39 protein-coding genes are annotated in these 23,495 nt (G+C 42.4%); 2 read left to right on the forward strand and 37 right to left on the reverse strand.

Annotated elements, in window-relative coordinates:
• Positions 1-560: 560 nt before the first annotated feature.
• Positions 561-992 (reverse strand): hypothetical protein, encoded by a 432-nt coding sequence (locus tag LPAF129_RS01715; RefSeq protein ID WP_244054398.1) that lies wholly within the window; start codon positions 990-992, stop codon positions 561-563.
• Positions 993-1,089: 97 nt separating this feature from the next.
• Entirely contained in the window at positions 1,090-1,917 is an 828-nt protein-coding gene (gene nadE / locus LPAF129_RS01720; RefSeq protein WP_244054399.1) for an NAD(+) synthase, read from the reverse strand.
• Between the two features lie 394 nt (positions 1,918-2,311).
• On the opposite strand from nadE, the gene LPAF129_RS01725 reads away from it, so the two are divergent.
• A complete protein-coding gene (locus tag LPAF129_RS01725; RefSeq protein ID WP_244054401.1) occupies positions 2,312-3,049 on the forward strand; it encodes a WecB/TagA/CpsF family glycosyltransferase in 738 nt (245 codons plus the stop codon).
• A gap of 181 nt (positions 3,050-3,230) precedes the next feature.
• Here LPAF129_RS01725 and rpsI read toward each other — a convergent pair whose 3' ends face one another.
• The 35 genes from rpsI to rpsJ form a co-directional block, all read right to left on the reverse strand.
• On the reverse strand, positions 3,231-3,623 hold the full coding sequence (rpsI, locus tag LPAF129_RS01730) for a 30S ribosomal protein S9 (RefSeq protein WP_244054403.1): 393 nt from the start codon (positions 3,621-3,623) through the stop codon (positions 3,231-3,233).
• 13 nt (positions 3,624-3,636) lie between these two features.
• A complete protein-coding gene (gene rplM / locus LPAF129_RS01735; RefSeq protein ID WP_244054405.1) occupies positions 3,637-4,080 on the reverse strand; it encodes a 50S ribosomal protein L13 in 444 nt (147 codons plus the stop codon).
• A 148-nt stretch (positions 4,081-4,228) separates the two neighbouring features.
• The gene (gene truA, locus LPAF129_RS01740) at positions 4,229-5,035 is read right to left on the reverse strand and encodes a tRNA pseudouridine(38-40) synthase TruA (protein WP_244054473.1); all 807 of its coding nucleotides are present in this window, start codon (positions 5,033-5,035) and stop codon (positions 4,229-4,231) included.
• 101 nt (positions 5,036-5,136) lie between these two features.
• Positions 5,137-5,931, reverse strand: a complete 795-nt coding sequence (locus LPAF129_RS01745) for an energy-coupling factor transporter transmembrane component T family protein (protein ID WP_244054407.1) — start codon at positions 5,929-5,931, stop codon at positions 5,137-5,139.
• A complete protein-coding gene (locus LPAF129_RS01750) occupies positions 5,924-6,799 on the reverse strand; it encodes an energy-coupling factor ABC transporter ATP-binding protein (protein WP_244054409.1) in 876 nt (291 codons plus the stop codon). Before LPAF129_RS01750 ends, LPAF129_RS01745 begins: the two co-directional genes overlap by 8 nt.
• Entirely contained in the window at positions 6,775-7,614 is an 840-nt protein-coding gene (locus LPAF129_RS01755; protein ID WP_244054411.1) for an energy-coupling factor ABC transporter ATP-binding protein, read from the reverse strand. The genes LPAF129_RS01750 and LPAF129_RS01755 overlap by 25 nt, the downstream gene beginning before the upstream one ends.
• Positions 7,615-8,136: 522 nt before the next feature.
• On the reverse strand, positions 8,137-8,520 hold the full coding sequence (gene rplQ / locus LPAF129_RS01760) for a 50S ribosomal protein L17 (protein WP_244054413.1): 384 nt from the start codon (positions 8,518-8,520) through the stop codon (positions 8,137-8,139).
• A gap of 36 nt (positions 8,521-8,556) precedes the next feature.
• A complete protein-coding gene (locus tag LPAF129_RS01765; protein WP_244054415.1) occupies positions 8,557-9,501 on the reverse strand; it encodes a DNA-directed RNA polymerase subunit alpha in 945 nt (314 codons plus the stop codon).
• Between the two features lie 85 nt (positions 9,502-9,586).
• Positions 9,587-9,973: a 30S ribosomal protein S11 gene (gene rpsK / locus LPAF129_RS01770; RefSeq protein ID WP_244054417.1), complete on the reverse strand. Its 387-nt coding sequence runs from the start codon at positions 9,971-9,973 to the stop codon at positions 9,587-9,589.
• Positions 9,974-10,001: 28 nt separating this feature from the next.
• Positions 10,002-10,367, reverse strand: coding sequence for a 30S ribosomal protein S13 (rpsM, locus tag LPAF129_RS01775; RefSeq protein WP_244054420.1), 366 nt, complete (start codon positions 10,365-10,367; stop codon positions 10,002-10,004).
• A gap of 25 nt (positions 10,368-10,392) precedes the next feature.
• Positions 10,393-10,506: a 50S ribosomal protein L36 gene (rpmJ, locus tag LPAF129_RS01780; protein WP_003689393.1), complete on the reverse strand. Its 114-nt coding sequence runs from the start codon at positions 10,504-10,506 to the stop codon at positions 10,393-10,395.
• Positions 10,507-10,539: 33 nt separating this feature from the next.
• The gene (gene infA / locus LPAF129_RS01785; protein WP_244054422.1) at positions 10,540-10,758 is read right to left on the reverse strand and encodes a translation initiation factor IF-1; all 219 of its coding nucleotides are present in this window, start codon (positions 10,756-10,758) and stop codon (positions 10,540-10,542) included.
• Positions 10,759-11,019: 261 nt separating this feature from the next.
• Positions 11,020-11,679 (reverse strand): adenylate kinase, encoded by a 660-nt coding sequence (locus LPAF129_RS01790; RefSeq protein WP_244054424.1) that lies wholly within the window; start codon positions 11,677-11,679, stop codon positions 11,020-11,022.
• Positions 11,680-11,832: 153 nt separating this feature from the next.
• Positions 11,833-13,131: a preprotein translocase subunit SecY gene (gene secY, locus LPAF129_RS01795; RefSeq protein WP_244054426.1), complete on the reverse strand. Its 1,299-nt coding sequence runs from the start codon at positions 13,129-13,131 to the stop codon at positions 11,833-11,835.
• Positions 13,132-13,134: 3 nt separating this feature from the next.
• On the reverse strand, positions 13,135-13,569 hold the full coding sequence (rplO, locus tag LPAF129_RS01800; RefSeq protein WP_244054428.1) for a 50S ribosomal protein L15: 435 nt from the start codon (positions 13,567-13,569) through the stop codon (positions 13,135-13,137).
• 35 nt (positions 13,570-13,604) lie between these two features.
• Complete coding sequence (gene rpmD / locus LPAF129_RS01805; protein WP_244054430.1) at positions 13,605-13,787, reverse strand: 50S ribosomal protein L30; 183 nt, start codon at positions 13,785-13,787, stop codon at positions 13,605-13,607.
• A 17-nt stretch (positions 13,788-13,804) separates the two neighbouring features.
• Entirely contained in the window at positions 13,805-14,305 is a 501-nt protein-coding gene (gene rpsE, locus LPAF129_RS01810) for a 30S ribosomal protein S5 (RefSeq protein ID WP_244054432.1), read from the reverse strand.
• Positions 14,306-14,326: 21 nt separating this feature from the next.
• Positions 14,327-14,683: a 50S ribosomal protein L18 gene (gene rplR, locus LPAF129_RS01815; protein ID WP_244054434.1), complete on the reverse strand. Its 357-nt coding sequence runs from the start codon at positions 14,681-14,683 to the stop codon at positions 14,327-14,329.
• 45 nt (positions 14,684-14,728) lie between these two features.
• Positions 14,729-15,265: a 50S ribosomal protein L6 gene (gene rplF, locus LPAF129_RS01820; RefSeq protein ID WP_244054436.1), complete on the reverse strand. Its 537-nt coding sequence runs from the start codon at positions 15,263-15,265 to the stop codon at positions 14,729-14,731.
• A gap of 31 nt (positions 15,266-15,296) precedes the next feature.
• Entirely contained in the window at positions 15,297-15,695 is a 399-nt protein-coding gene (rpsH, locus tag LPAF129_RS01825; RefSeq protein ID WP_244054438.1) for a 30S ribosomal protein S8, read from the reverse strand.
• A 33-nt stretch (positions 15,696-15,728) separates the two neighbouring features.
• Entirely contained in the window at positions 15,729-15,914 is a 186-nt protein-coding gene (locus tag LPAF129_RS01830) for a type Z 30S ribosomal protein S14 (RefSeq protein WP_244054440.1), read from the reverse strand.
• Positions 15,915-15,927: 13 nt separating this feature from the next.
• Positions 15,928-16,470: a 50S ribosomal protein L5 gene (gene rplE, locus LPAF129_RS01835; protein WP_244054442.1), complete on the reverse strand. Its 543-nt coding sequence runs from the start codon at positions 16,468-16,470 to the stop codon at positions 15,928-15,930.
• Positions 16,471-16,501: 31 nt separating this feature from the next.
• Entirely contained in the window at positions 16,502-16,807 is a 306-nt protein-coding gene (gene rplX / locus LPAF129_RS01840; RefSeq protein WP_244054444.1) for a 50S ribosomal protein L24, read from the reverse strand.
• Between the two features lie 38 nt (positions 16,808-16,845).
• A complete protein-coding gene (rplN, locus tag LPAF129_RS01845) occupies positions 16,846-17,214 on the reverse strand; it encodes a 50S ribosomal protein L14 (protein ID WP_244054446.1) in 369 nt (122 codons plus the stop codon).
• Between the two features lie 70 nt (positions 17,215-17,284).
• Positions 17,285-17,551 (reverse strand): 30S ribosomal protein S17, encoded by a 267-nt coding sequence (rpsQ, locus tag LPAF129_RS01850; protein ID WP_244054447.1) that lies wholly within the window; start codon positions 17,549-17,551, stop codon positions 17,285-17,287.
• A 27-nt stretch (positions 17,552-17,578) separates the two neighbouring features.
• Positions 17,579-17,785 (reverse strand): 50S ribosomal protein L29, encoded by a 207-nt coding sequence (gene rpmC, locus LPAF129_RS01855; RefSeq protein ID WP_244054449.1) that lies wholly within the window; start codon positions 17,783-17,785, stop codon positions 17,579-17,581.
• Positions 17,775-18,209: a 50S ribosomal protein L16 gene (gene rplP / locus LPAF129_RS01860; RefSeq protein WP_244054451.1), complete on the reverse strand. Its 435-nt coding sequence runs from the start codon at positions 18,207-18,209 to the stop codon at positions 17,775-17,777. Before rplP ends, rpmC begins: the two co-directional genes overlap by 11 nt.
• A 3-nt stretch (positions 18,210-18,212) precedes the next feature.
• The gene (rpsC, locus tag LPAF129_RS01865) at positions 18,213-18,869 is read right to left on the reverse strand and encodes a 30S ribosomal protein S3 (protein WP_244054453.1); all 657 of its coding nucleotides are present in this window, start codon (positions 18,867-18,869) and stop codon (positions 18,213-18,215) included.
• Between the two features lie 13 nt (positions 18,870-18,882).
• Positions 18,883-19,230 carry a 50S ribosomal protein L22 gene (gene rplV / locus LPAF129_RS01870; protein WP_244054455.1) on the reverse strand — a complete coding sequence of 116 codons (348 nt, stop codon included), beginning with the start codon at positions 19,228-19,230 and terminating at the stop codon, positions 18,883-18,885.
• A gap of 18 nt (positions 19,231-19,248) precedes the next feature.
• Positions 19,249-19,530, reverse strand: coding sequence for a 30S ribosomal protein S19 (rpsS, locus tag LPAF129_RS01875; RefSeq protein ID WP_244054457.1), 282 nt, complete (start codon positions 19,528-19,530; stop codon positions 19,249-19,251).
• Between the two features lie 48 nt (positions 19,531-19,578).
• Complete coding sequence (gene rplB, locus LPAF129_RS01880; RefSeq protein WP_244054459.1) at positions 19,579-20,412, reverse strand: 50S ribosomal protein L2; 834 nt, start codon at positions 20,410-20,412, stop codon at positions 19,579-19,581.
• Positions 20,413-20,434: 22 nt separating this feature from the next.
• Positions 20,435-20,722 (reverse strand): 50S ribosomal protein L23, encoded by a 288-nt coding sequence (gene rplW / locus LPAF129_RS01885; protein ID WP_244054461.1) that lies wholly within the window; start codon positions 20,720-20,722, stop codon positions 20,435-20,437.
• Positions 20,722-21,345 (reverse strand): 50S ribosomal protein L4, encoded by a 624-nt coding sequence (gene rplD, locus LPAF129_RS01890; RefSeq protein WP_244054462.1) that lies wholly within the window; start codon positions 21,343-21,345, stop codon positions 20,722-20,724. The genes rplW and rplD overlap by 1 nt, the downstream gene beginning before the upstream one ends.
• A gap of 26 nt (positions 21,346-21,371) precedes the next feature.
• On the reverse strand, positions 21,372-21,995 hold the full coding sequence (rplC, locus tag LPAF129_RS01895; RefSeq protein WP_244054463.1) for a 50S ribosomal protein L3: 624 nt from the start codon (positions 21,993-21,995) through the stop codon (positions 21,372-21,374).
• Between the two features lie 41 nt (positions 21,996-22,036).
• Complete coding sequence (gene rpsJ / locus LPAF129_RS01900; protein ID WP_244054464.1) at positions 22,037-22,345, reverse strand: 30S ribosomal protein S10; 309 nt, start codon at positions 22,343-22,345, stop codon at positions 22,037-22,039.
• A 450-nt stretch (positions 22,346-22,795) separates the two neighbouring features.
• On the opposite strand from rpsJ, the gene LPAF129_RS01905 reads away from it, so the two are divergent.
• Positions 22,796-23,353, forward strand: a complete 558-nt coding sequence (locus LPAF129_RS01905) for a cysteine hydrolase family protein (RefSeq protein ID WP_244054465.1) — start codon at positions 22,796-22,798, stop codon at positions 23,351-23,353.
• Positions 23,354-23,495 lie beyond the last annotated feature (142 nt).

The following is a 23,495-nucleotide window of genomic DNA, read 5'->3' on the forward strand; positions in this document are numbered from 1 at the left end:
CGTTTGAGCAAAACAGCGGTCGCATTTCTCTTTGTGGTCGTTGTTTGAGCAAAACAGCGATCGCATTTCTCTTTGCGGTCGTCGTTTCAGCGAAACAGCGGTCGCATTTCTCTTTGTGGTCGTTGTCTGAGCAAAACAGCGGTCGCATCATCTCAGTCTGCGGTCATTGTCTGAGCAACTAGCAATTCAAACAAAAAAACAGGACTCAGCATAGCTATAACACTTGCTGAACCCTGTTTTTTTAAGTGAGTTTGGTGAAGCAGAGATTCCAATCGATCCTGTCTCTTAACCGCTTTGTTCCACTCTGTGATTGTAGTCGAGTTCCAAAACTCAGAAAATTCCGCTCAACCTGCTTTCTGTCACGATGCCCAAAACGCATCATGCCCGGAAGCCTGTTGATGCTCGTCTTCTAAACGAGTTTTTCCACTCTGTGATTGTAGTCGAGTTACTGAAAGCAACTCCTTCCGCTTATCCCAGCCCAACCTTCAATGCCAAAAGCGCATTAAAGGCCAGGCCACGATAATGCTCGGGAGCTAACCGCTTTGTTCCACTCTGTGCTTTTAGCCGACTTTTTGCATGATCCGGCCAACATGAACGTTCACATGATCCATCGCTTCGGATTGTTCTTGTTCAGCTGCCTTAAAGGCTGGGCCGTCAATTTTGTGAGCCGTGTAATCAATGCTGTCTTGCATATGTTCACAGCCAGCCACAAATTCACGGTAACCCTTCAAGAGTTGCTTATGTGGCCCAATAATCATGATTGGCGCTGCAACCTTGCTCAAGGCTGCCACATTCTGATGGTACTGTTCAATTCCTTGACTAAAGCTTTCTTGGATTGCCGCAAATTGTTCATCTGTCAACGGCTTTTCTTCCGTCACATTTGCATTTGCTAGTTCAAAATATTCGTTAAGCTGGCCGCCCATTTCTTCGGTCGAGCGTAAAACATCAGTGACCGTTTGTAGATACCGGCCTAAATTTGCTTGTTTTTTCAAAAGTGGTTCCTCCTCGTTGTGATCAAACTGATTAACCTAGTATAGCATGGAAACCACCCTGATTGCTGGCTTAAATTGCTGTCATCAAATTAGACTGTTATTTCCAAAATTCATCATACACATTGATTGGCAAATGACGCTTATGACGTGTCTTTTCAAACCAGCCTTCGATCTTTTCTGCCGCTTGGCTGTCAATTTCTTGGCCTTCCAAATAATCATCAATATTTTGATAGGTTACTCCTAAAGCTACTTCGTCCGGTAAAGCTGGCCGGTCTTCTTCAAGATCCGCTGTCGGAACCTTTTCGTAAAGGTGCTTTGGAGCTCCCAGTTCATTTAAAAGTGCTTGGCCTTGCCGTTTGTTTAAGCGCCATAATGGTGTGATATCCGCTCCACCATCGCCAAATTTGGTATAGAAGCCAGTCACCGCTTCCGCTGCATGGTCAGTTCCAATGACAGCGCCGCTCCGTGCACCAGCAACCGCATATTGGGCGATCATCCGCGCACGGGCCTTAATATTTCCCTTGTTAAAATCGCTGATTGCTAAATCATTGGCTTCAACTGCAGCGACCATCGCATCAGCACTAGGTTGAATATCAACCCGGACTGTTTCATCTGCCTGCATAAACTCGATTGCATCCAAAGCATCCTGTTCATCAGCCTGCTTGCCGTATGGTAACCGCACAGCGATGAAACGATACTTCTGATCACCTGTTTCTTCCCGCAATTCCTTAATAGCCTGTTGTGCCAAGGCACCGGCTAAAGTTGAATCCTGTCCACCAGAAATTCCTAACACCAGTGTTTTAAAAAACGGATATTTCTTCAAATAGTTTTTCATAAAATCAACTGAGCGGCGAATCTCTGTTGCCGGCTCAATAGTTGGAGCAACGTGTAATTCAGCAATAATCTCTTTTTGCAACGGACGCATAGTTTCTTCCTCCTCAAAATGAACAGTCACGCACCGACTAGCTGACAAAGTGCCTGCTTGCAGCGGACCAGCTTGTCAGTTTTGGCTAGTATTCTTGATGTCACATTTTCTATCATTGGCACTTATTTTACACTATTTGCCGAAATTTTTCAGTAAAAGTTCTCATTTTTTTGCCGTAAAAATTGCACTGGTCTTCTACCGCTCCAACTACTAAAACCAGGCTAGTTCACAATTTTTAAGCATAGTGGTCTATTTTTAGTTGATTACTACATCTCTTTCACTAAAGAAAACGTCATCATCTTGTGATTTGGTTAATTTTTTTCAACTATCCAACTATTTAACTCTAGGTTTGCTATAATATGCTTATTCTAATTCAGACAAAAGAGGTGGTAACATGCAACCCAACTTTCCAACAGTCTCAGTCCTTGGGGTAGATTTTACATCAATTACAAACGAACAATTCTTACACCAGCTCTACGCGGACAGCCAGGCCGGCAGAAATCGGGTGATCGTTACTGCTAATCCTGAAATCGTCTTATTTGCCAGGCAAAATCAGCGTTATGCACGCGTCCTCGCTCAGGCCGACTATACGGTACCAGATGGTGTCGGGATCGTCGATGGCGCTAAGATTTTACAACAATCTCTCCCTGAGCGCATCACGGGCTATGACACCATGTTAAGCTTATTGGCTTGGGCAAATGACCACCAGAAGCGTGTTTTCCTATTGGGAGCCAAGCCAGCTGTCATTCAAAAGGCCGTCGCAAATATCAACCACGATTATCCCAACTTACAAGTCTGCGGTTGGCACGACGGTTACTTTGATGATGAACAAGCAGTCGTCGAGCAAATCAAAGCTGCAGAGCCTGATTTTGTCTTTTGCGCTCTGGGCTTTCCTAAGCAAGATTACTTCATTCACCAACACCACCAGGCCGCTGCTGCGATTTGGATGGGCGTTGGCGGCAGTTTCGACGTTCTGGCTGGAATTGTCAAACGCGCCCCGCAAAAGTGGCAGGATCGTCATTTAGAGTGGCTCTATCGCTTACTACAAGAACCACAACGTTTCGGCCGGATGTTAGCCTTACCTAAGTACCTGGCTTTGATCATCCAACAACGGCTGACTGGCAGAAAATAACTATCATTTAAAATTACCAAAAAAGGATAGCCCGCTATCCTTTTTTTTAGTGTTCAATTTTAACGATTTTTAGGCTGTGCCCTAACTTACGGTATTCAAATGGGGAGCTAAGTAGAGTTTTTTGCGCAAAAAAAAACACCTTCCACGACGGGAAAGTGTTTCTTGATAAACGATAATCGAATTAACGTTTTGAGAATTGTGGAGCCTTACGAGCCTTCTTCAAACCTGGCTTGCGACGTTCCTTCATACGAGGGTCACGAGTCAAGAGTCCAGCACGCTTTAATACACCACGAAATTCTGGGTCAACTTGCAGCAATGCGCGGGCAATTCCATGACGAGTTGCGCCGGCTTGGCCTGCATAGCCACCACCATTAAGGTTAACCAAAACATCGTATTGATCTTGTGTTTCTGTCACACCAAATGGTTGCTTGATAACTTCGATCAAGTTAGCAAATGGGATATATTCTTCAACTGATTTGCCGTTCATCGTGATCTTACCAGTACCGGGTACTAAACGAACACGAGCAACGGAGTTCTTACGACGGCCTGTGCCACTATATTGTACTTGAGCCAATTTCGAATTCCTCCTAGATTAAAGTATTGATATCCAAAACTTCTGGATTTTGTGCTGCATGCTTGTGATCTGCACCGCGATAAACATGTAACTTCTTAAGTTGCTGACGACCCAATGTACCCTTTGGAAGCATGCCTCCAATAGAAAGTGCAAGTAATTTTTCTGGGTCTTTTTCACGGTAATCACCGGCAGTCCGTTCTTTCAAACCACCTGGATGAAGTGTGTGATGGTAGTAAATCTTCCGATCAGCTTTTTTACCTGTCAAACCAACTTTTTCAGCGTTGATGATGATGACAAAGTCACCTGTATCAACGTTTGGTGTATAAGTTGGTTTATTTTTACCACGTAAGATAGATGCAACTGCGCTAGAAAGACGGCCCAAAGGGATATCTGTAGCATCAACGACATACCATTTACGTTCTACTTCGCCTGGTTTTGCTATATATGTTGTACGCACGTTTATTTCCTCCATTTGTGATGCTTGTTTGACAAACAATAAGTTAACGGGGCCTACTGTGGGGCAAACAATACCATGTACTATAGTACTATTTTTTCGCCGAGTAGTCAAATAAAAACCACGAAAAAGATGATTTTTTCACCAATTTCTAGTTAAATTTTTCCCCTGGGACCTCACTTTTAGCGATTTGTGCTTGAATTTCGTCCCCGTAGTAAACTTCTTTAAGATACAATCCACTTGCTGGTGCCGTTTCTCTGGCCTGGTTGCGGTCTTTTACTTCGTACAACCGTAAGAAATCATGCACCGGCCGACGCTGGTTCCCAATTTCTAATAAGGTCGCCACCATGATCCGAACTTGGTTATACAAAAAGCCATTGCCGCAAAATTCAAAAATCAACTCATCGTTAGCTAAATCTTCACGGACTGTTGCTTCATAAATAGTCCGAACATGCGACTTCGTTTGACTTCCTGAGGCCACAAAGCTGCTGTAATCGTGCGTGCCAACGACATCCGGTAAAGCAGTCTTGATCAGCTCAACGTCTAAGGGATACTTGTAATGGCCCGTATAGAGCCGCTTAAACGGGTCAATAAACCATGAACGGGATACTCGGTATAAATACCGCTTAGCATGTGCCTCATAGCGCGCATGAAACGTCTCTGGCACAATTTCGCAGTCCACGATTTCAATATCTAAGGGCAACATACTATTGAGGCCACGCAACATCGCTTGTGCCGGCATTTCATGGGGAAAATCAAAGTGGGCCACTTGCCCATACGCATGCACCCCCGCATCCGTCCGACCGGAGCCATAAAGATTGATTTTGTCGGGCAGCTTACTCATTTTATTGATGGCTGCTTCTAAGACTGACTGGACTGTCCGTTGATTTGGCTGACTCTGAAAGCCGGCAAACTTTGTCCCGTCATAGGCCATCGTAATTTTATAACGCTTTGTCATCATTAATTCCTTTACTTAAAAATCTGCTTATTTTAACTAGTGACAAAAACGCACCGCTCAAAATTTCAACGGTGCGTTCCTGTCATCCAAAATGACCGTCCTTAACTTCTTAAGAAAATCAAGGCTGCGGTTAAAACAATAAACAAAATCACACCAATTGTATCATTTTGTTTCCATTCCTGTTTACGGTACTTAGTGCGTCCTTCTCCACCATGATACCCCCGGGCTTCCATCGCAGTCGCCAAGTCTTCAGCTCGATTAAAGGAGCTGACAAACAATGGGATCAATAACGGAATGACTGACTTGATCTGCTTAATCAAACTACCCTCACCAAAGTTAACACCACGTGCACGTTGCGCATTCATGATCTTAGTAGTTTCATCCATCAAAGTCGGTACAAACCGTAAGGCAATCGACAGCATTAAGGCAATCTCGTAGACTGGGACCTTGATCTTAGTTAACGGTTTTAACAAGGACTCCAAGCCATCGGAAATTTCGATCGGCGTGGTCGTCAAAGTCAATAAGGTCGACATAAAGATGATCAAGACAAACCGGCAAAAGACAAAGACTGCATTCAGTAACCCACGGTCAGTCACTGTGAATGGTCCCCATTGCCAGTACACATTTCCGCCACTAGAAAAGAAGATCTGCAGTAACACTGTAAATAAGATCAGCCAAATCAGTGGGCGAACACCCTTAATGAAAAAGCCAAGGGAAATGTCTGATAGTTTGATAAACAACAGCACTAAAGCCGCCATCAAAACATAGGTCTGCCAGTTGTTACACAAAAAGACGATCACAATAAAGTAAAAACTCAAGAAGAGCTTGGCGCGCGGATCCATCCGATGAATCAATGAATCACCATTGATATAGCGGCCTAACAACATTTTATCCACGAAGGCCACCTCCTTGCTCATTCATCATGTCTGCCAACTGAGCAGCTAATTGTGCTTCAGTCAAAGGCAGCGTCTTAAATGGAACACCTTGTTGCTGCAATTTAGCAGCGAAGGCTGTCGTCTGCGGTAAACCTAAATGATGAGCTTTCAGCCACTCTGGATCACTAAAGATCTCGGCTGGTTGACTGTCCGCGATCACTCGTCCCTTTTCCATCACGATCACATGGTCGGCATAATTAGCCACATCATTCATCTGATGAGTTACCAAAATAATAGTCAAATGTTGTTCCTTGTGCAAACGGTCAAACATTTCCATCATTTCTAGGCGACCTTTAGGATCAAGTCCCGCAGTTGGTTCATCCAAGACCAGGATCTGGGGTTCCATCGCCAAGACCCCCGCAATGGCGACCCGACGCATTTGACCACCCGATAACTCAAAGGGTGACTTTTGCAGGACACTATCAGGCAAACCAACCAGCTTGGCCATTTTAACGGCAATTTGTTCAGCTTCCTCATCACTTTTACCAAAGTTTTTCGGGGCAAAAGCAATATCCTTCAAAACTGTTTCTTCAAATAGCTGTGCTTCCGGAAATTGAAAGACAAAGCCGACATGGCGCCGTAAGTCATTTAATTCCTTGTTTTTGGTTTCAGCGGTGATTTTGTTGTTTTCAACGGTTAAACTCCCAGAAGTCGGTTTTAACAAGCCGTTTAAATGTTGTAAGAGTGTCGACTTGCCGCTCCCAGTATGTCCAATGATCGCCGTGTAGGTATTATCCGCAATATCCAGCGAAACATCGGTCAACGCACGGTGAGAGAATGGAGTACCGCTTTGATAAACATAATTTAATTTTTCAATATGGATCGACATAACCAGTTCACCAAGCTCCCTTCATCCATGTATTCTTGCGGTAAATCGATACCGCGTTGCGCTAACTCACCCTTTAACCGTTGCGGATAAGGGACATCCAAGCCAATCTCAATTAACTGATTGCCTTTTTGAAATAGGTCCTGCGGTAAACTATCATCGATAATTTTACCGTCATCGACCACGATCACCCGGTCAGCTAACGAAGCCTCATCGATATCATGCGTGATCGATAAGACGGTAAAGCCTTCTTTTTTGTTGAGTTGACGAATCAGGGAAATGATCTGCATCCGTCCTTCTGGATCAAGCATGCTGGTTGATTCATCAAAAATCACAATTTTAGGTCGTAAAGCCAGGACGCCGGCAATTGCGACACGCTGCTTTTGACCGCCTGACAGTCGGACCGGTTCGTGCTGGGCAAAATCCTGCATCCCGACGACCTCTAGCGCCTCTTTGACTCGTGCATGCATTTCTTCACGTTCAATGCCCTGGTTCTCTAACCCAAAGGCCACATCGCCTTCCACGTCTGCCCCAACAAACTGATTGTCAGGATTCTGAAAAACCATGCCGATTTTTTTTCTAATGTTCCATAAACTTTGATCTGTTAATTTTTCCCCATCAATATAAATTTCGCCAGCTTCAGGGGCAATTAGCCCGTCAATTGCTTTGGCGAGGGTACTTTTACCACTACCGTTATGACCAATGACTGCTAACCATTCGCCTTCATTGACATGTAGATCAATATGGGAAAGGTCTAACTCTTCATTTTCCTGAGAATAACGAAAGCATAGATCTTTAATGTCAATTATTCCACTCATTGTGCCTGCCCTTTCAATTTTTAGTCTATAAAGTCAATCATACCATAATGCTAGCAGTGAAAAAATAGGAATTCACTGAAAACGATGACACTCCTAGCAAATAGCCCTTTTAACCATCTTTTCAGTCAGATTCTGACACGCAAAATTCCTGTTAAACTAAAACTCACTTGTAATACCTTAACCCGCTTGAAAGCTCAACAAATCTGTTGCACAGATCCGACTAACCTGAACCACCACTTTTATGTAGGCTCGCGCTTAGATTACCACTGGTCACGCAAAATTACCAGTTAAAACATTTCACACTAAAATTTGGAATGAAAACCAAAAGCGGCCCACGAACTTAATCGTGAACCGCTGTAAAATTCAAAAGTTTTTGCAAATAAAAAATCACTTTTTATGACGAAATTTTCACAACTTTAAAATTGCTACTTAAGACTAGACTCGGTTTAACCCAACATCATAACGCCTATCTATCGCCATAAAAGTGACACTTTGTTAATTTAATTTTTGATGCATCAAAAATTAATCAACTAATTCAAGAACAACCATGTGGGCTGCATCGCCGCGACGTTGATCCATTTTCAGGATGCGAGTGTAACCACCGTTACGCTCTGCATAACGTGGAGCTACCTCATCGAATAATTTTTGTAAAGCAGTTTGAATAGTAACTTTTTCGCCTTCATCTTTAACGTCAGCAACAACATCCATCATGAATGCAGCAGCGCGACGACGAGAAGCCAAGTCACCCTTCTTACCTAATGTGATCATCTTTTCAACGAACTTACGTGTTTCTTTTGCACGTGGTTCAGTTGTGACAATTTTACCATTAACGATCACGTCAGTTGTCAAGTTACGTAACATTGCTTTACGATGAGCACTGTCACGTCCTAATTTACGGTATGCCATGAACAGATTTCCTCCCTTGTTAGTTAGTTGATATTACTAGTCATCATGACGCAATGACAATTCCAAATCGGCCAATTTTGCCTTAACTTCTTCCAATGACTTCCGGCCCAAGTTACGAACCTTCATCATGTCTGCTTCTGACTTGTTAGTCAATTCCTGCACGGTATTAATACCGGCACGTTTCAAGCAGTTGTAAGAACGAACAGACAAGTCGAGTTCCTCAATCGTCATTTCGAGCATTTTTTCTTTATGCGTTTCTTCTTTTTCGACCATGATTTCAGCGTTCTTAGCTTCATCAGTCAAATCAACGAATAAAGTCAAATGTTCGGTCAGAATTTTAGCTGACAAACTGATTGCCTCACTCGGCGTAATTGAACCATTAGTCCAGACATCAAGCGTCAACTTGTCAAAATCATTTTTTTGACCAACACGTGTTTTTTCTACTTGGTAGTTGACACGTTCGATTGGGGTATAAATCGAGTCGATTGCCAATACACCGATCGGCATATCTTCAGTTTTAGCTTTGTTTTCATTAGCTGAAACATAGCCACGACCCTTGTTAGCAGTCATCCGTGCATGGAATGAAGCGCCGTCTGCAACCGTACAGATGTATAGATCAGGATTAAGGACTTCAACTTCACTGCTTCCTTGAATGTCGCCTGCAGTCACTTCCATGGGACCAGTAACATCAATTTCCAATGTCTGAACGTCTTCGGAATTTAACTTCAATGCAACTTTTTTTAGATTCAAGATGATTGTAGTTACGTCTTCTAAAACACCATCAATTGATGAGAATTCATGTAAGACGCCATCAAGTTGAACATCGGTGATAGCAGCACCTGGCAATGAAGAAAGGAGAATCCGACGCAAAGAGTTGCCAAGGGTTGTCCCGTAGCCACGTTCTAGTGGTTCAACAACGAATTTACCGTAGTTTTCGCTTTCTTCAACTTTTTGAATTTTTGGTTTTTCAAATTCGATCATTCTTACCTTTACCCCTTTCAAAACGTAACGTGCAATCTGGAAACAACATCATGAAGTAAAACTTCAAAATGAGTGCTAGTCCAAATTAAACACGACGGCGCTTTGGAGGACGGCATCCATTATGAGGAACTGGAGTAACATCCTTGATAGATGTAACTTCAAGACCTGTTGTTTGAAGAGCACGGATAGCTGCTTCACGACCAGAACCTGGTCCTTTAACAGTAACACCGACTGACTTCATGCCAAAATCCATTGCACCCTTTGCAGCTGCTTCAGATGCCATCTGAGCTGCGAATGGTGTTGACTTACGTGAGCCTTTGAAGCCCAATGAGCCAGCTGAGGACCAAGCAACAGCGTTACCATGAACATCTGTAATCATAACAAGTGTATTGTTAAAAGTAGAATGAATATGAGCAACGCCGGTTTCGATATTCTTTTTCACACGACGTTTACGAGTTTTATTAGCTGCCATTAAATAGCTGACCTCCTTCTTTAATTAATTATTTTTTCTTGCCGGCAATTGAAACTGCTGGGCCTTTGCGAGTACGCGCATTGTTCTTCGTGTGTTGTCCACGAACGGGCAAATTACGACGATGACGCATGCCACGGTATGAGCCAATTTCTGACAAACGCTTGATGTTCAAGGAAACTTCACGACGAAGGTCACCTTCAACTTTATAGTTATCAACAACGGCACGGATCTTGTCTTCTTGATCAGAAGCTAAATCACGTACACGAACGTCTTCAGAAACGCCTGCTTCTGCCAAAATCTTTTGGGCAGTAGTGTTACCGATTCCGTAAATATAAGTTAAGCCGATTACAATTCGCTTATCGCGGGGTAAATCGACACCTGCTATACGAGCCATTACAATTACACCTCCTAATTTATTATTATCCTTGTCTTTGTTTGTGCTTTGGATTTGAGCAAATTACCATAACGCGACCTTTGCGTTTGATAACTTTGCAGTGTTCGCACATTGGCTTAACTGATGGTCTTACTTTCATAATTATACCTCCTGCATAAGATTGAAGTACAATCTATCTGTAACGATAGGTGATGCGACCCTTAGTTAAGTCGTATGGAGACATTTCAACCGTCACCTTATCACCCGGCAAAATACGAATATAATGCATCCGGATCTTACCTGATACATGAGCTAATATTTCATGCCCATTCTCGAGTTCAACTTTGAACATCGCATTCGGCAAGGTTTCCTTGATCGTACCCTCAATTTCAATCACATCATCTTTCGCCACGCAAAAGTACCTCCTTAAATTGGTTTTAAAACTTTACACTTAAAAATGTGAGAAGCTTTGTTGGAGTCCCACCTTTTTTCCGTCGGGCTTCGTTCATCCAAAAATTGGGCGAACTAAACCTATTGAAAAGATAAACCTAAATTATCATAGCACAAGCATCGCCTGCTTGCAAGGTAATTTTCATAGTTTTTGCAAATTAATTTTCAAAAACTGCAGCTTTCTTTTTCACGGCTGGAACTTCACTTCTCTCAACAATAATTACTACTTTAAAGCATTCAAAATCGTTTGAATATCAGAATAGACCTTAGTAATTTCTTGGTTACCCTGAACATTGTGCAATAAGCCCTGTTGTTCATAGAAATCAAGTAATGGTGTATTCATCTTGATATTGACATCTAAACGATTCTTAACTGTTTCAGGTTTGTCATCATCACGTTGGTAGAATTCATGTCCGCCACAACGATCACAAGTCCCTTCAACCTTAGTTGGGTTGAAAACTTTATGGTAAGTTGCACCACAATTCCGGCAAATAAAACGACCAGTTAAACGTTCCATCAATGAAGCTGGGTCAACATCAATGTTGATCACGCCAGTTAAAGGACGTCCTAGTTCCTTACCAATTTCTTCCAATGCATGTGCTTGAGCCATGTTACGTGGATAACCATCTAATAAGTAACCATCTTTAACGTCTTCTTGTGCTAAGCGTTCTTTGACGATGCCATTAGTAACTTCATCAGGAACTAATTCACCTTTATCAATATAAGCCTTGGCTGCAAGACCCATTGGAGTTTCATTTTTCATTGCTGCACGGAAAATGTCTCCAGTTGAAATATGAACAACTTGGTATTCATCAACGATTCGTTCTGCTTGAGTACCTTTACCGGCACCAGGCAGACCCATTAACATTAAGTTCAATGCCATCAAAAACCCTCCTAAAATTGTAGGTTACCCATCGGATAACTTACCAGTCTTTAAAACTTTGGTTATTTGAGTAACGGACTATATCCATCTTTTCGAATAAAGTCCTGTCACGAAAAAAATGGGCAGTCCACTAACTGAACCCACCCAATTTTCTTATTCTCTGATAAAACCGACGTACTCACGCTTCATCATCATACCTTCAAGTTGTCTGATCGTTTCAAGAGCGACACCGACAACGATCAACAGACTAGTACCACCTAAACCAATTGATTCATCTAAACCAAAGTAGGCTGAACCAATTAGTGGAATTAATGAAACTAATCCTAAGAAAAGAGCACCGACCGAGCTCAGTCTCATCAACAATGAGGAGACATAACGTTCAGTTTCCTTTCCTGGCCAAACAGATGGGATATAACTCCCTTGTTTCTGCAAGTTTTCAGAAAGCTTTTCTGGGTTGACCTGAACAAAAGCATAGAAAAACGTGAAGACAACGATCAATGCCGTGTACAAAATCATCCCTGCAGTGGTCTGCATATTAAAGATATTAGTCGTCACTTGATACCAAGTATCTTGTTGATGGTTTTGTGCAAAAGCCATTAAAATTGTCTGTGGTGTTGCGATAAACGAACTAGCAAAGATGACCGGGATCACCCCAGCGACATTCACCTTAAGCGGCAGGTAAGAATTATTGCCTGCCCCAGCTAAACGTCGGGTATATTGAATCGGTATCTTATAGTTGGCTTGTTGGACATAAGTCACAAACGTTACGATCACTAACAAAACAATCAACAACAAAACGACATACAAGATTGGTTGCCAATAGTCAGCCATTTGTACCCCAGTAAATTGTTCTTGGATGATTTGTTGCACACCAACGGGCATGCGGGCAATGATACCAGCCATGATGATCATGGAAATCCCATTACCCAGACCGCGATCTGTAATCATATCCCCCAGCCAAGTCGTAAACATCGTACCACCAGTTAAAATGATTCCAATACTTACATAGGTTTGCACACTCGGATGTTCCACAAGATTCAAACTACTCAATGTGTTAAATCCGGCAGTGAGCCCAATTGACTGTATAAACGCCAACACAATTGCCAAGTATCTAGTTACTTGATTAAGTTTACGCCGACCAACTTCCCCTTGCTTACTCCACTCAACAAAACGTGGAACAATATCCATTTGCAGGAGCTGTACCACGATTTGGGCAGTAATATATGGCGAAACACCCATTGCAAGAATGGAATAGTTAGTCAATCCACCACCTGAAAAAGTATTCAAGATACTAATTAACCCTGAAGACGCAACGTTAGTCAGAGCTTTAGCGTTGATCCCAGGGACGGTAATATAAGTGCCAAGACGAAATACAATCAAGATACCTAGTGTAAAGAAGATTTTGTTACGAATATCCTTAACAGCAAGCGCATCTCTCAGTGTCTTCAGCATTTATTAAATCACCTCAGTTGAACCGCCTGCTGCTTCAATAGCAGCTTTTGCAGATGCAGAGAACTTGTGAGCCTTAACAGTTAATTTCTTGCTAAGTTCACCGTTGCCCAAGATCTTAATGCCGTCTTTTTCGTTCTTAACGACACCAGCTTCTACGAGCATAACTGGAGTTACTTCTACACCATCTTCAAATTTGTTAAGTGTTTCAACGTTAACGATCGCATATTCTTTGCGGTTAATGTTGTTGAAACCACGTTTTGGCATCCGACGGAACAAAGGCATTTGTCCACCTTCGAAGCCCAAACGTACTTTACTACGAGCCTTTTGACCTTTTTGGCCACGGCCAGCAGTCTTACCATTACCAGATGAAGTACCACGGCCGACACGATTGCGGACGTGACGTGCACCTTCACTAGCTTGTAATTCATGTAATTTCATTAGGGTTGGCACCTCCTTGTTCTACTAAATAATTATTATTCAGCTTCTTCGACGTCCACTAAATGGTTAATCTTACGAATTGCACCGCGCATAGCAGCGTTGTTAGGAACAACAGCTGAACTATTGATACGGCCAAGGCCAAGGCCTTTTACAATTTCGCGTTGATTTTGGGGACGACCGATAACTGAACGAATCAAAGTAACTTTAATATTCTTCATTATTCGTGTCCTCCTTATTATTCTGCTAAGTGTGCAACAGAAACGCCACGACGTGCGGCTGTTTCTTCGGCACTACGCATGTTTGCAAAACCATTCATTGTAGCACGTACGACGTTAACAGGAGTATTTGAGCCAAGTGACTTACTTGTCACATCAGCAATACCTGCAAGTTCCATCACGGCACGAACCGAACCACCGGCTGCAACACCAGAACCTGCTTCAGCTGGTTTAAGCAAAACCTTGCTACCACTGTGTTGGCCAACAACTTCATGAGGAAGAGTTGTTCCAGCAATTGGAACTTCGATTAAGTTCTTACGAGCAGCATCAACGGCCTTGCGGATAGCTTCAGGAACTTCCTGAGCTTTACCAGTACCGAAACCTACGTGACCATTATGGTCGCCGACAATTACTAAAGCGGCAAAACGCAAACGACGTCCACCTTTTACAACTTTAGTAATCCGGTTGATCGCTACGACACGATCTTCTAAATCTAATTGAGCTGGGTCAATAAAAGCCATAAACGTTAATTCCTCCTTTTCTTAAAAGTCTAAGCCATTTTCACGAGCAGCATCAGCCAATGCCATCACGCGACCATGGTACAAATAACCGCCACGATCGAACACAACTTCTTTAATGTTCTTTTCGTTAGCACGTTTTGCAACTAAGGCACCAACGGCAGAAGCTTGTTCTGTCTTGTTACCAGCAGCAATTTCACTATCTAAAGTAGAGGCACTAGCCAGCGTCACACCCGCTACGTCATCAATTACTTGAGCGTAGATGTTTTTATTAGAACGATATACATTTAAGCGTGGGCACTCAGCAGTACCAGAGATCTTATTACGGACACGAATATGACGTTTTTGACGTGTCTTATTTTTGTCTGGTTTCGAAATCACTATTTTCACCTCTTGATTTTATTTAACAGCTCTTATGCTGCTAGTTTACTTACCAGTCTTACCTTCCTTACGAGCAACAAATTCGCCGACATAACGAATACCTTTACCCTTGTAAGGTTCTGGGCCACGGACAGCACGGATACGAGCTGCGGCGTCACCGACAACTTCTTTGTCGATCCCAGAAACAGTAATTTCTGTGTTTGAAGGTACTTCAACAGAGATACCTTCTTCTTCGGCAATTTCAACTGGGTTGGAGTAACCAACGTTTAAGACCAGTGTCTTGCCTTTCATCTGTGCACGGTAACCAACACCACGAAGTTCAAGTTGTTTCTTGTAGCCTTCTGTAACACCAATTACCATGTTGTTGAAGTTTGCACGGGTTGTACCATGCAAAGATTTTGTTTTGTAGTCATCAGCAGAACGGTCAAAAGAAACAACGTCTCCTTCGATCTTCATAGAAATCTGGTCGGAGAATTCACGAGTTAATTCACCTTTAGGACCTTTAACAGTAACCATGTTACCATCTTGTTTGATTTCAACGCCTGCTGGAACTGTAACAGTTTTATAACCAATACGACTCACGAGATGTACACCTCCTTGCTTCTATTTTATATTACCAAACGTAAGCGAGAACTTCGCCACCGATGTTCTTTGCACGAGCTGTTTTATCAGTCACAACACCTTCAGATGTTGAGATCATTGCGATACCTAAGCCGTTTAAGACCTTAGGAACTGCATCAGCTTTAACATAAGAACGTAAGCCGGGCTTTGAGATCCGACGTAAACCGGAGATTACACGTTCGTTATTTTTATCATATTTCAAGAATACGCGGATGATACCTTGTTTGTCATCATCGATGTATTCAACATCACGAACAAAGCCTTCGTTCTTAAGAATTTCAGCCATGTTGTTTTTGATTTTTGAAGCAGGAATTTCAACTGATTCGTGCTTTGCCATGTTGGCGTTCCGAATCCGAGTCAAAAAGTCTGCAATTGGGTCTGTCATTGCCATGTTGTTTGCCTCCTTTTACTCTATATTAATGGTTTACCAACTAGCCTTTTTCATGCCAGGAATCTGACCTTCATGGGCAAGTTCGCGTAGGCAAACACGGCATAATTTAAACTTACGATAGACAGAATGTGGACGTCCACAGCGTTCACAACGTGTATATTCACGTGATGAAAACTTAGCGGGACGATGGTTTCTGACGATTTGTGACTTTTTTGCCAAGTTTGTAACCTCCTTATTTAGCGAATGGCATTCCAAGTTGTGTCAAAAGTTCTTTAGATTCTTCATCAGTATCAGCAGTTGTGACAATGACGATATCCATTCCGCGGACCTTGTTGACGTTATCGAAATCAATTTCAGGGAAAATTAATTGTTCACGAATACCTAAAGTGTAGTTACCACGGCCATCAAAGGCACGCTTGCTAACACCATGGAAATCACGCACACGTGGCAATGAAACAGAAACCAACTTGTCTAGGAAGTCATACATCCGTGTACCACGCAATGTAACTTTCGCACCGATTGGCATCCCTTCACGTAAGCGGAAACCAGCGATTGACTTCTTAGCCTTAGTGATAACTGGCTTTTGACCAGCAATCAAAGTTAATTCTTCAACAGCTTCGTCAAGATTCTTGGCGTTGCTGACTGCATCACCCACACCCATGTTGATCACAATCTTTTCAACTTTTGGTGCTTGCATAATTGATGAATAATTGAATTTTTCAATCATTGATGGAACGATTTCGTTTGTATATTTTTCTTTTAAACGGTTAACCATGAAAAAGTGTTCCTCCTTTCCTTGCTAGTTATTAGATAATTTCACCAGTTTTTTTCGAAACACGGACTTTTTTACCATCCTCTACCTTGAAGCCAACACGAGTTGCTTCATTGTTAGAAGGATCGATCAACATTACATTAGAAACATTGATAGGAGCTTCTACTTCAACGATCCCACCATTAGGGTTTTCGTTAGATGGCTTCTGATGTTTCTTAATGATGTTAACACCTTTCACAATTACACGGTTATCAGCAGGGAAAGCTTTCAGGATTTCTCCTTCTTTACCCTTATCTTTACTGGCAATTACTTTAACTTTGTCATTTCTTTTAATGAACATTATTACTTGTGCACCTCCTTGTCGGATAGACGGTTGTTTTACAGAACTTCAGGTGCAAGGGAAACAATCTTCATGTAGTTCCCTTCACGCAGTTCACGGGCAACCGGTCCAAAGATACGGGTGCCTTTTGGTGATTTGTCATCGCCGATAATAACGGCTGCATTATCATCAAATTTGATGTATGAACCATCAGCACGGTTTACACCATACTTAGTACGAACGACCACAGCTTTTACAACGTCGCCTTTTTTGACAACGCCACCTGGTGTTGCTTGTTTTACAGTAGCAACAACGATATTACCGATACTTGCCGTCTTAACACGAGAGCCACCTAAAATTTTAATAACTAAGAGCTCGCGTGCACCGGAGTTATCAGCAACACGTAAACGACTTTCTTGTTGGATCACAGTTATGTGACCTCCTTTCGTTATTAGATCAGAATACGAATCAGTGCGTTAATTGTTTTTAATCAACTGATTAAAGAACAACTGCTTTTTCAACTATTTCTGATAAACGGAAACGTTTTGTAGCTGACAACGGCCGGGTTTCCATGATTTTGACGATGTCGCCCGTTTTTGCTTCATTATGTTCATCATGAGCCTTGTATTTCTTAGAATACTTAACACGTTTGCCATATACTGGATGGAATTTATAAGTTTCAACAACGACAGTGATCGTCTTGTCCATCTTGTCGGACACAACACGGCCCTGGTAAACTTTACGGTAGTTACGACCTTCACTCATGTGCGATTAGCCTCCTCTTCGTATTCTTTATTTCGCAGCTTCGCTTTGACGCAGCAAAGTCTTGATGCGCGCAATTGCTTTCCGGACTACTGACAGACGTGCTGTGTTTTCCAGCTGACCTGTCGCAGATTGGAAACGCAAATTGAACAATTCTTCTTTATATTGCTTTTCTTTAGCAAGTAATTCGTCAGTGGTCAATTTGTTGAGTTCATCTTTGAATTCTTTAGTTTTCATCAGATTCGCCACCTACTTCCTCACGAGAAACGATTTTAGTTCTAACAGGGAGTTTGTGTGAAGCCAAACGTAGTGCTTCTACGGCAACTTCTTTAGAAACTCCACCAACTTCAAACATGATCTTGCCACGTTTAACTGGTGCTACCCAACCTTCTGGTGCACCTTTCCCGTTACCCATACGAGTACCGATACCTTTTGAAGTATATGATTTATGAGGGAAAATCTTGATCCAAACTTTCCCACCACGCTTCATGTAACGGGTCATAGCGGTACGAGCTGCTTCGATTTGACGGTTTGAGATCCAATGTGAATCAAGTGCTTGCAAACCGTATTCGCCGAAAGCAACTGTTTTACCACCCTTGGCTTCCCCGCGCATCTTGCCACGGAATTCGCGACGATGCTTTACACGCTTTGGTACTAACATAGACTATTTCCCTCCTTTACTTGAGTTTTTCTTTTCAGGTAAGATTTCACCACGGAAGATCCATACCTTAACACCGAGCTTACCATATTGAGTATTAGCTTCAACCCAAGCATAGTCGATGTCGGCACGTAATGTATGCAATGGAACTGTTCCTTCTGAGAAGTGTTCCACACGTGACATATCTGCACCGTTCAAACGACCAGCAACTTGAATCTTGATACCCTTGGCACCTGAACGCATTGTGCGTTGGATAGCCTGTTTCATAGCACGACGGAATGCAACACGAGCTTCAAGCTGTTGTGCAACATTTTCGCCAACTAATTTAGCATCCAAATCAGGTTTCTTAATTTCAATAATGTTAATATGAACACGTCTGCCAGTTAAGTTGTTTAATTCCTTACGTAATTTTTCAACTTCAGAACCGCCTTTTCCGATAACCATACCAGGTTTTGCTGTATGGATCGAAATGTTCACGCGCTTTGCAGCACGTTCGATTTCAACGGTTGAGACAGATGCGTCGGCTAATTTATTTTGAATGTATTCACGAATGCGAATATCTTCGTGTAGGTATGAAGCAAAGTCTTTTTCTGCATACCACTTGGATTCCCAATCACGAATGATACCGACACGCATCCCAGTAGGATTTATTTTATGACCCACGCTTTATCCCTCCTTATTTTTCAGATACCACAACAGTAATGTGACTGGTACGCTTGTTGATTGGAGAAGCAGAACCTTTAGCACGAGGACGGAACCGTTTTAAGGTTGGTCCTTCGTTAACAAAAGCTTCGCTTACATACAAATCTTGAGCATCCAAGTCAAAATTATTTTCTGCGTTGGCAATTGCGGATTTTAAAACTTTTTCAATCAGATAAGCACCAGATCTTGGAGTGAACTTCAAGATACCAAGTGCTTCAGCAACATTTTTCCCACGAATAAGATCGATCACAAGACGTGCCTTACGTGCAGGGATGCGAACTACGCGAGCAGTTGCTTTTGCTGATGTTACTTGTTCAGCCATTTCGTTTCCTCCCTTAGATTATCTTGCGCCTGTCTTCTTGTCATCTGTGCCATGACCATGGAAAGTACGTGTAGGTACGAATTCACCTAATTTATGACCAACCATGTCTTCTTGCACATAAACTGGGACATGCTTCCGACCATCGTGAACGGCGATCGTATAGCCAACAAAGCTAGGATAGATCGTTGAACGACGTGACCAAGTTTTAATTACGGATTTCTTTTCATTATCAGCTTGTGCTGCAACCTTTTTCAACAGATGTTCATCTGCGAATGGGCCCTTTTTCAAACTACGACTCAAGAGTTATCCTCCTTTCGGATAGAATCATCATTTCATTTTTGATGATGATTATTTCTTCTTACGACCACGAACAATAAATTTGTTTGAACGTGCCTTCTTAGAACGAGTCTTCTTACCAGCTGTCTTCTTACCCCATGGAGATAATGGACTAGGCATACCAATAGGTGCTTTACCTTCACCACCACCATGTGGATGGTCGTTAGGGTTCATTACAGAACCACGAGATTGAGGACGGACACCCATCCAACGCTTACGACCAGCTTTACCAAGTTTGATCAATTCGTGTTGTTCATTACCAACAGCACCAATTGTTGCTCGGCAAGTTTCTAAGACTTTACGAACTTCACCAGAAGTTAAACGAATAGTTGCATACTTTTCTTCTTTACCCCATAACTGAGCAGAAGTACCAGCAGAACGAACTAATTGTCCACCTCGGCCTGGTTTTAATTCGATGTTATGAATAACAGTTCCGACTGGAATGTTCTTCAATGGTAATGCGTTACCTACCTTAATATCTGCATCGACACCTGATTCAACCACTTGGCCTACTTTCAAGCCCTTAGGTGCAAGGATATAAGATTTGATACCATCTGCATAAACAAGCAAAGCAATGTTTGCAGAACGGTTTGGATCGTATTCGATCGTTTTAACGGTTGCAGGTACGTCATCTTTAATACGCTTGAAATCGATCAAACGATATTGACGCTTGTGACCGCCGCCACGGTGACGAACAGTTTTATGACCGTAGACATTACGACCAGCAGTTTTGCTTTGAGAAGAAAGCAACGACTTTTCAGGAGTTGTGCTTGTGATTTCTGCAAAGTCAGAACTAGTCATATTACGGCGACCGTTAGTAGTCGGTTTGTATACTTTGATCCCCACTTTATTTCCCTCCTATTTCTGTTTATTCTTCTTCAAAAATTTTAATTTCTTTTGATTCTGGTTTCAAAGTAACGATAGCCTTACGACGCTTCTTTGTGTAGCCTTCGTAACGACCCATGCGCTTCTTCTTACCTTTTAAGTTCATGACGTTGATTTTTGCAACTTGAACATCAAAGATTTCTTCAACAGCATCTTTGATTTGGAACTTAGTTGCAGTTGTAGCAACATCAAATGTGTAACGTTTGTTGTCCATTTCTGCCATTGAAGCTTCAGTGACAACTGGGCGTAAAATTACATCGCGTGCATCCATTATGCTAGACCCTCCTCTACTTGAGAAAGAGCTCCTTTAGTGATCACGAGTTTGTCACTGTTGATTACGTTCAATACATTCAAACCTTTTGCGGAAAGAACTGTAACGTTTTTAAGGTTACGTGCTGAACGAGCAGTGTTATCGTCGCCATCTTCAAGAACTACTAATACTTTAGAGTTAACATTTAAACTCTTAAGGCTTGCGGCAAAGTCCTTTGTCTTTGGTTGTGCAAATTCGAATGAATCAACAACAACAAAGGCATCATCAAGAACTTTTTGTGCAAGAACTGACTTAAGTGCTAAACGGCTAACTTTCTTAGGAAGCTTGTAGGCATATGAGCGTGGTGTTGGTCCAAAGATTGTACCACCGCCAACCCAAATAGGTGAACGAGTGGAACCAGCACGAGCGCGGCCAGTACCCTTTTGACGCCATGGCTTCTTACCACCACCGCGAACGGCACTCCGATTCTTAACAGCATGTGTTCCTTGACGAAGAGATGCGCGTTGCATCAAAACTGCATCATGGATCACATTGTTATTAGGTTCGATACCAAAGATAGCTTCGTTTAATTCAACTTCACCATTCTTGCTACCATCTTGTTTAAATAATGCAACTGTAGGCATGTTTGTATTTCCTCCCTTCCCTTATTTTATTTCACTGTACTTTTAACAGTAACGAATGACTTGTTAGCGCCAGGTACGTTACCCTTGATTAAAAGTACACCATTTTCTGTATCAGCTTTTACGATTTGTAGGTTTTGAATCGTTACCTGATTGCCACCCATGCGTCCTGGAAGAACTTTACCAGGGAATACGCGGTTAATGATAGAACCCATTGAACCTGGACGACGATGATAACGAGAACCGTGTGCCATCGGACCACGAGCCTGTCCCCAACGTTTAATGTTACCTTGGAAACCTTTACCCTTTGATGTTCCGGTTACATCCACGCTGTCTCCGGCTGCGAAGACGTCTGCGTGAAGTTCTTCACCGACTTTGTAATCTCCAAGCTCAACATCGCGGATTTCACGAACGAAGCGCTTAGGAGCAGTATTTGCTTTTGCTGCATGACCTTTAGCAGGTTTGTTAGCCTTGACCGCACGCACGTCGTCGTAGCCCAATTGGACTGCTTCGTAACCGTCGTTTTCAACGGTCTTAACTTGCATGATGACGTTGGCATCAACTTTCACAACTGTAACGGGAACTAATTCACCGTTGTCTGTGAAGACTTGTGTCATACCTACTTTTTTACCTAAGATTCCTTTTGTGGTCATGAGTACACCTCCAATTAAATTGATTTAAAGTAAAATAAAAATTAAAGCTTGATTTCGATGTCAACGCCAGAAGGCAAGTCGAGTTTCATTAATGAATCAACTGTCTTTGGTGTTGGGTTAACGATGTCAATCAAACGTTTGTGAGTCCGCATTTCAAATTGTTCACGAGCATCTTTATGCGTATGTGGTGATGAAAGGACTGTGTACAATGTACGTTCTGTTGGCAATGGGATTGGTCCTGAGATTTCAGCACCTGTTCTCTTTGCTGTTTCAACGATCTTGTCCGCAGACTGATCTAAAATACGGTGTTCGTATGCTTTAAGGCGAATACGAATTTTTTGTCTTGCCATGTTGTTCCCTCCTTCGTCTATTTTAAAAATAAGACTAGCTCCGCGGAAATTACCGCCACATCTGTGGCAAAGCATCCGGGTGTGTCGCAACCTTCCGCATCAAAGCTCGTATTATTGGTTTGGCGGCATACCAAACCTAGTACCTGCTCAAACAGGTACCTACTCATAGTATTACAAACTGCCCTGCGGTGCAAGGACTTTCTGAAAGTTTTTTGAAAAAAATGGCTTTTTTCTTAATTGCTCCGTCTTTTTCTACAAGGTTCAGCCAACTAACTGTGCTGTTCCGGCTTTTGCTGCCTTCTTTGAGGAATGAAAATTTACCTCTCTCATTTGAAAAAAACACCTTTCTTCTATAGTAAGATGTTTTTCAAATCTTGTTGCTTCTCTTGCATCGATCCTTCGGGTAAAATAATGGTAACTGTTTTAATACAAATTATGGAGGTTTTACACATGACCAGAAAAAAAGCTCTACTAGTGATCGATTATACCAACGATTTTGTCGCAACAAACGGTGCCCTGAACTGTGGTGAACCAGGTCGTGCCATTGAAGATGCCTTACTGCAACATGTCACAGATTTCGATGCCGCCGGTGACTATATCATTTTACCCAACGATTACCACATCAAAGACGATCCCTACCACCCCGAAACAGCCATCTTTCCACCACACAACATCGGAGGCACTCCAGGACAAGACTTGTACGGCAAATTAGCTGATTGGTACGCAGCCCATCAAGAACAAAACAATGTCTACAAGTACAATAAGAATCGTTATTCAAGTTTTCAAAATACTAACTTGGACAACTACCTGCGCAGTCGTGACATAAAAGAGCTATACTTAACCGGTGTTTGTACCGATATTTGTGTTTTGCATACTGCGATTGCAGCCTATAACCTAAATTACCACATTAATGTGTACGCTGATAGTGTCGCCAGCTTTGATCCTGCTGGTCACGACTGGGCCTTAGGTCATTTTAAAAACTCGCTCGGTGCTAATGTGATCGAATAGTTGCTCCCCTCTGCTGCAACCATATATATGATCGGGTAGGAGATAGTTCACACTATCGACCTCCCACACCACCGTACGTACGGGACCGTATACGGCGGTTCAACAACTTAAGCTTTTGCTTGAATAGACTGGTACAGTTTGG

Origin of the sequence: Ligilactobacillus pabuli, assembly GCF_022836475.1 — a bacterium.
GTDB lineage: Bacteria > Bacillota > Bacilli > Lactobacillales > Lactobacillaceae > Ligilactobacillus > Ligilactobacillus pabuli.

Coding starts and splice junctions, on each gene's coding strand:
- rpsH (WP_244054438.1), bottom strand. CDS start 15,695: ATGGCAATGACAGACCCAATTGCAGACTTTTTGACTCGGATTCGGAAC.
- rpsQ (WP_244054447.1), bottom strand. CDS start 17,551: ATGAGTGAAGGTCGTAACTACCGTAAAGTTTACCAGGGCCGTGTTGTG.
- rplP (WP_244054451.1), bottom strand. CDS start 18,209: ATGTTAGTACCAAAGCGTGTAAAGCATCGTCGCGAATTCCGTGGCAAG.
- rplO (WP_244054428.1), bottom strand. CDS start 13,569: ATGAAATTACATGAATTACAAGCTAGTGAAGGTGCACGTCACGTCCGC.
- LPAF129_RS01765 (WP_244054415.1), bottom strand. CDS start 9,501: ATGATCGAATTTGAAAAACCAAAAATTCAAAAAGTTGAAGAAAGCGAA.
- rpmJ (WP_003689393.1), bottom strand. CDS start 10,506: ATGAAAGTAAGACCATCAGTTAAGCCAATGTGCGAACACTGCAAAGTT.
- rpmD (WP_244054430.1), bottom strand. CDS start 13,787: ATGAAGAATATTAAAGTTACTTTGATTCGTTCAGTTATCGGTCGTCCC.
- truA (WP_244054473.1), bottom strand. CDS start 5,035: ATGACAAAGCGTTATAAAATTACGATGGCCTATGACGGGACAAAGTTT.
- rplV (WP_244054455.1), bottom strand. CDS start 19,230: ATGGCTGAACAAGTAACATCAGCAAAAGCAACTGCTCGCGTAGTTCGC.
- LPAF129_RS01790 (WP_244054424.1), bottom strand. CDS start 11,679: ATGGCATTGAACTTAATGTTAATGGGTCTGCCTGGTGCCGGTAAAGGT.
- rpsJ (WP_244054464.1), bottom strand. CDS start 22,345: ATGGCAAGACAAAAAATTCGTATTCGCCTTAAAGCATACGAACACCGT.
- secY (WP_244054426.1), bottom strand. CDS start 13,131: ATGCTGAAGACACTGAGAGATGCGCTTGCTGTTAAGGATATTCGTAAC.
- LPAF129_RS01725 (WP_244054401.1), top strand. CDS start 2,312: ATGCAACCCAACTTTCCAACAGTCTCAGTCCTTGGGGTAGATTTTACA.
- rplC (WP_244054463.1), bottom strand. CDS start 21,995: ATGACCACAAAAGGAATCTTAGGTAAAAAAGTAGGTATGACACAAGTC.
- rplE (WP_244054442.1), bottom strand. CDS start 16,470: ATGGTTAACCGTTTAAAAGAAAAATATACAAACGAAATCGTTCCATCA.
- nadE (WP_244054399.1), bottom strand. CDS start 1,917: ATGCGTCCGTTGCAAAAAGAGATTATTGCTGAATTACACGTTGCTCCA.
- LPAF129_RS01905 (WP_244054465.1), top strand. CDS start 22,796: ATGACCAGAAAAAAAGCTCTACTAGTGATCGATTATACCAACGATTTT.
- rplQ (WP_244054413.1), bottom strand. CDS start 8,520: ATGGCATACCGTAAATTAGGACGTGACAGTGCTCATCGTAAAGCAATG.
- rplD (WP_244054462.1), bottom strand. CDS start 21,345: ATGCCTACAGTTGCATTATTTAAACAAGATGGTAGCAAGAATGGTGAA.
- rplW (WP_244054461.1), bottom strand. CDS start 20,722: ATGGATGCACGCGATGTAATTTTACGCCCAGTTGTCACTGAAGCTTCA.
- LPAF129_RS01755 (WP_244054411.1), bottom strand. CDS start 7,614: ATGAGTGGAATAATTGACATTAAAGATCTATGCTTTCGTTATTCTCAG.
- rpmC (WP_244054449.1), bottom strand. CDS start 17,785: ATGAAAACTAAAGAATTCAAAGATGAACTCAACAAATTGACCACTGAC.
- rpsM (WP_244054420.1), bottom strand. CDS start 10,367: ATGGCTCGTATAGCAGGTGTCGATTTACCCCGCGATAAGCGAATTGTA.
- rpsE (WP_244054432.1), bottom strand. CDS start 14,305: ATGGCTTTTATTGACCCAGCTCAATTAGATTTAGAAGATCGTGTCGTA.
- LPAF129_RS01750 (WP_244054409.1), bottom strand. CDS start 6,799: ATGTCGATCCATATTGAAAAATTAAATTATGTTTATCAAAGCGGTACT.
- rplX (WP_244054444.1), bottom strand. CDS start 16,807: ATGTTCATTAAAAGAAATGACAAAGTTAAAGTAATTGCCAGTAAAGAT.
- rpsK (WP_244054417.1), bottom strand. CDS start 9,973: ATGGCAGCTAATAAAACTCGTAAACGTCGTGTGAAAAAGAATATCGAA.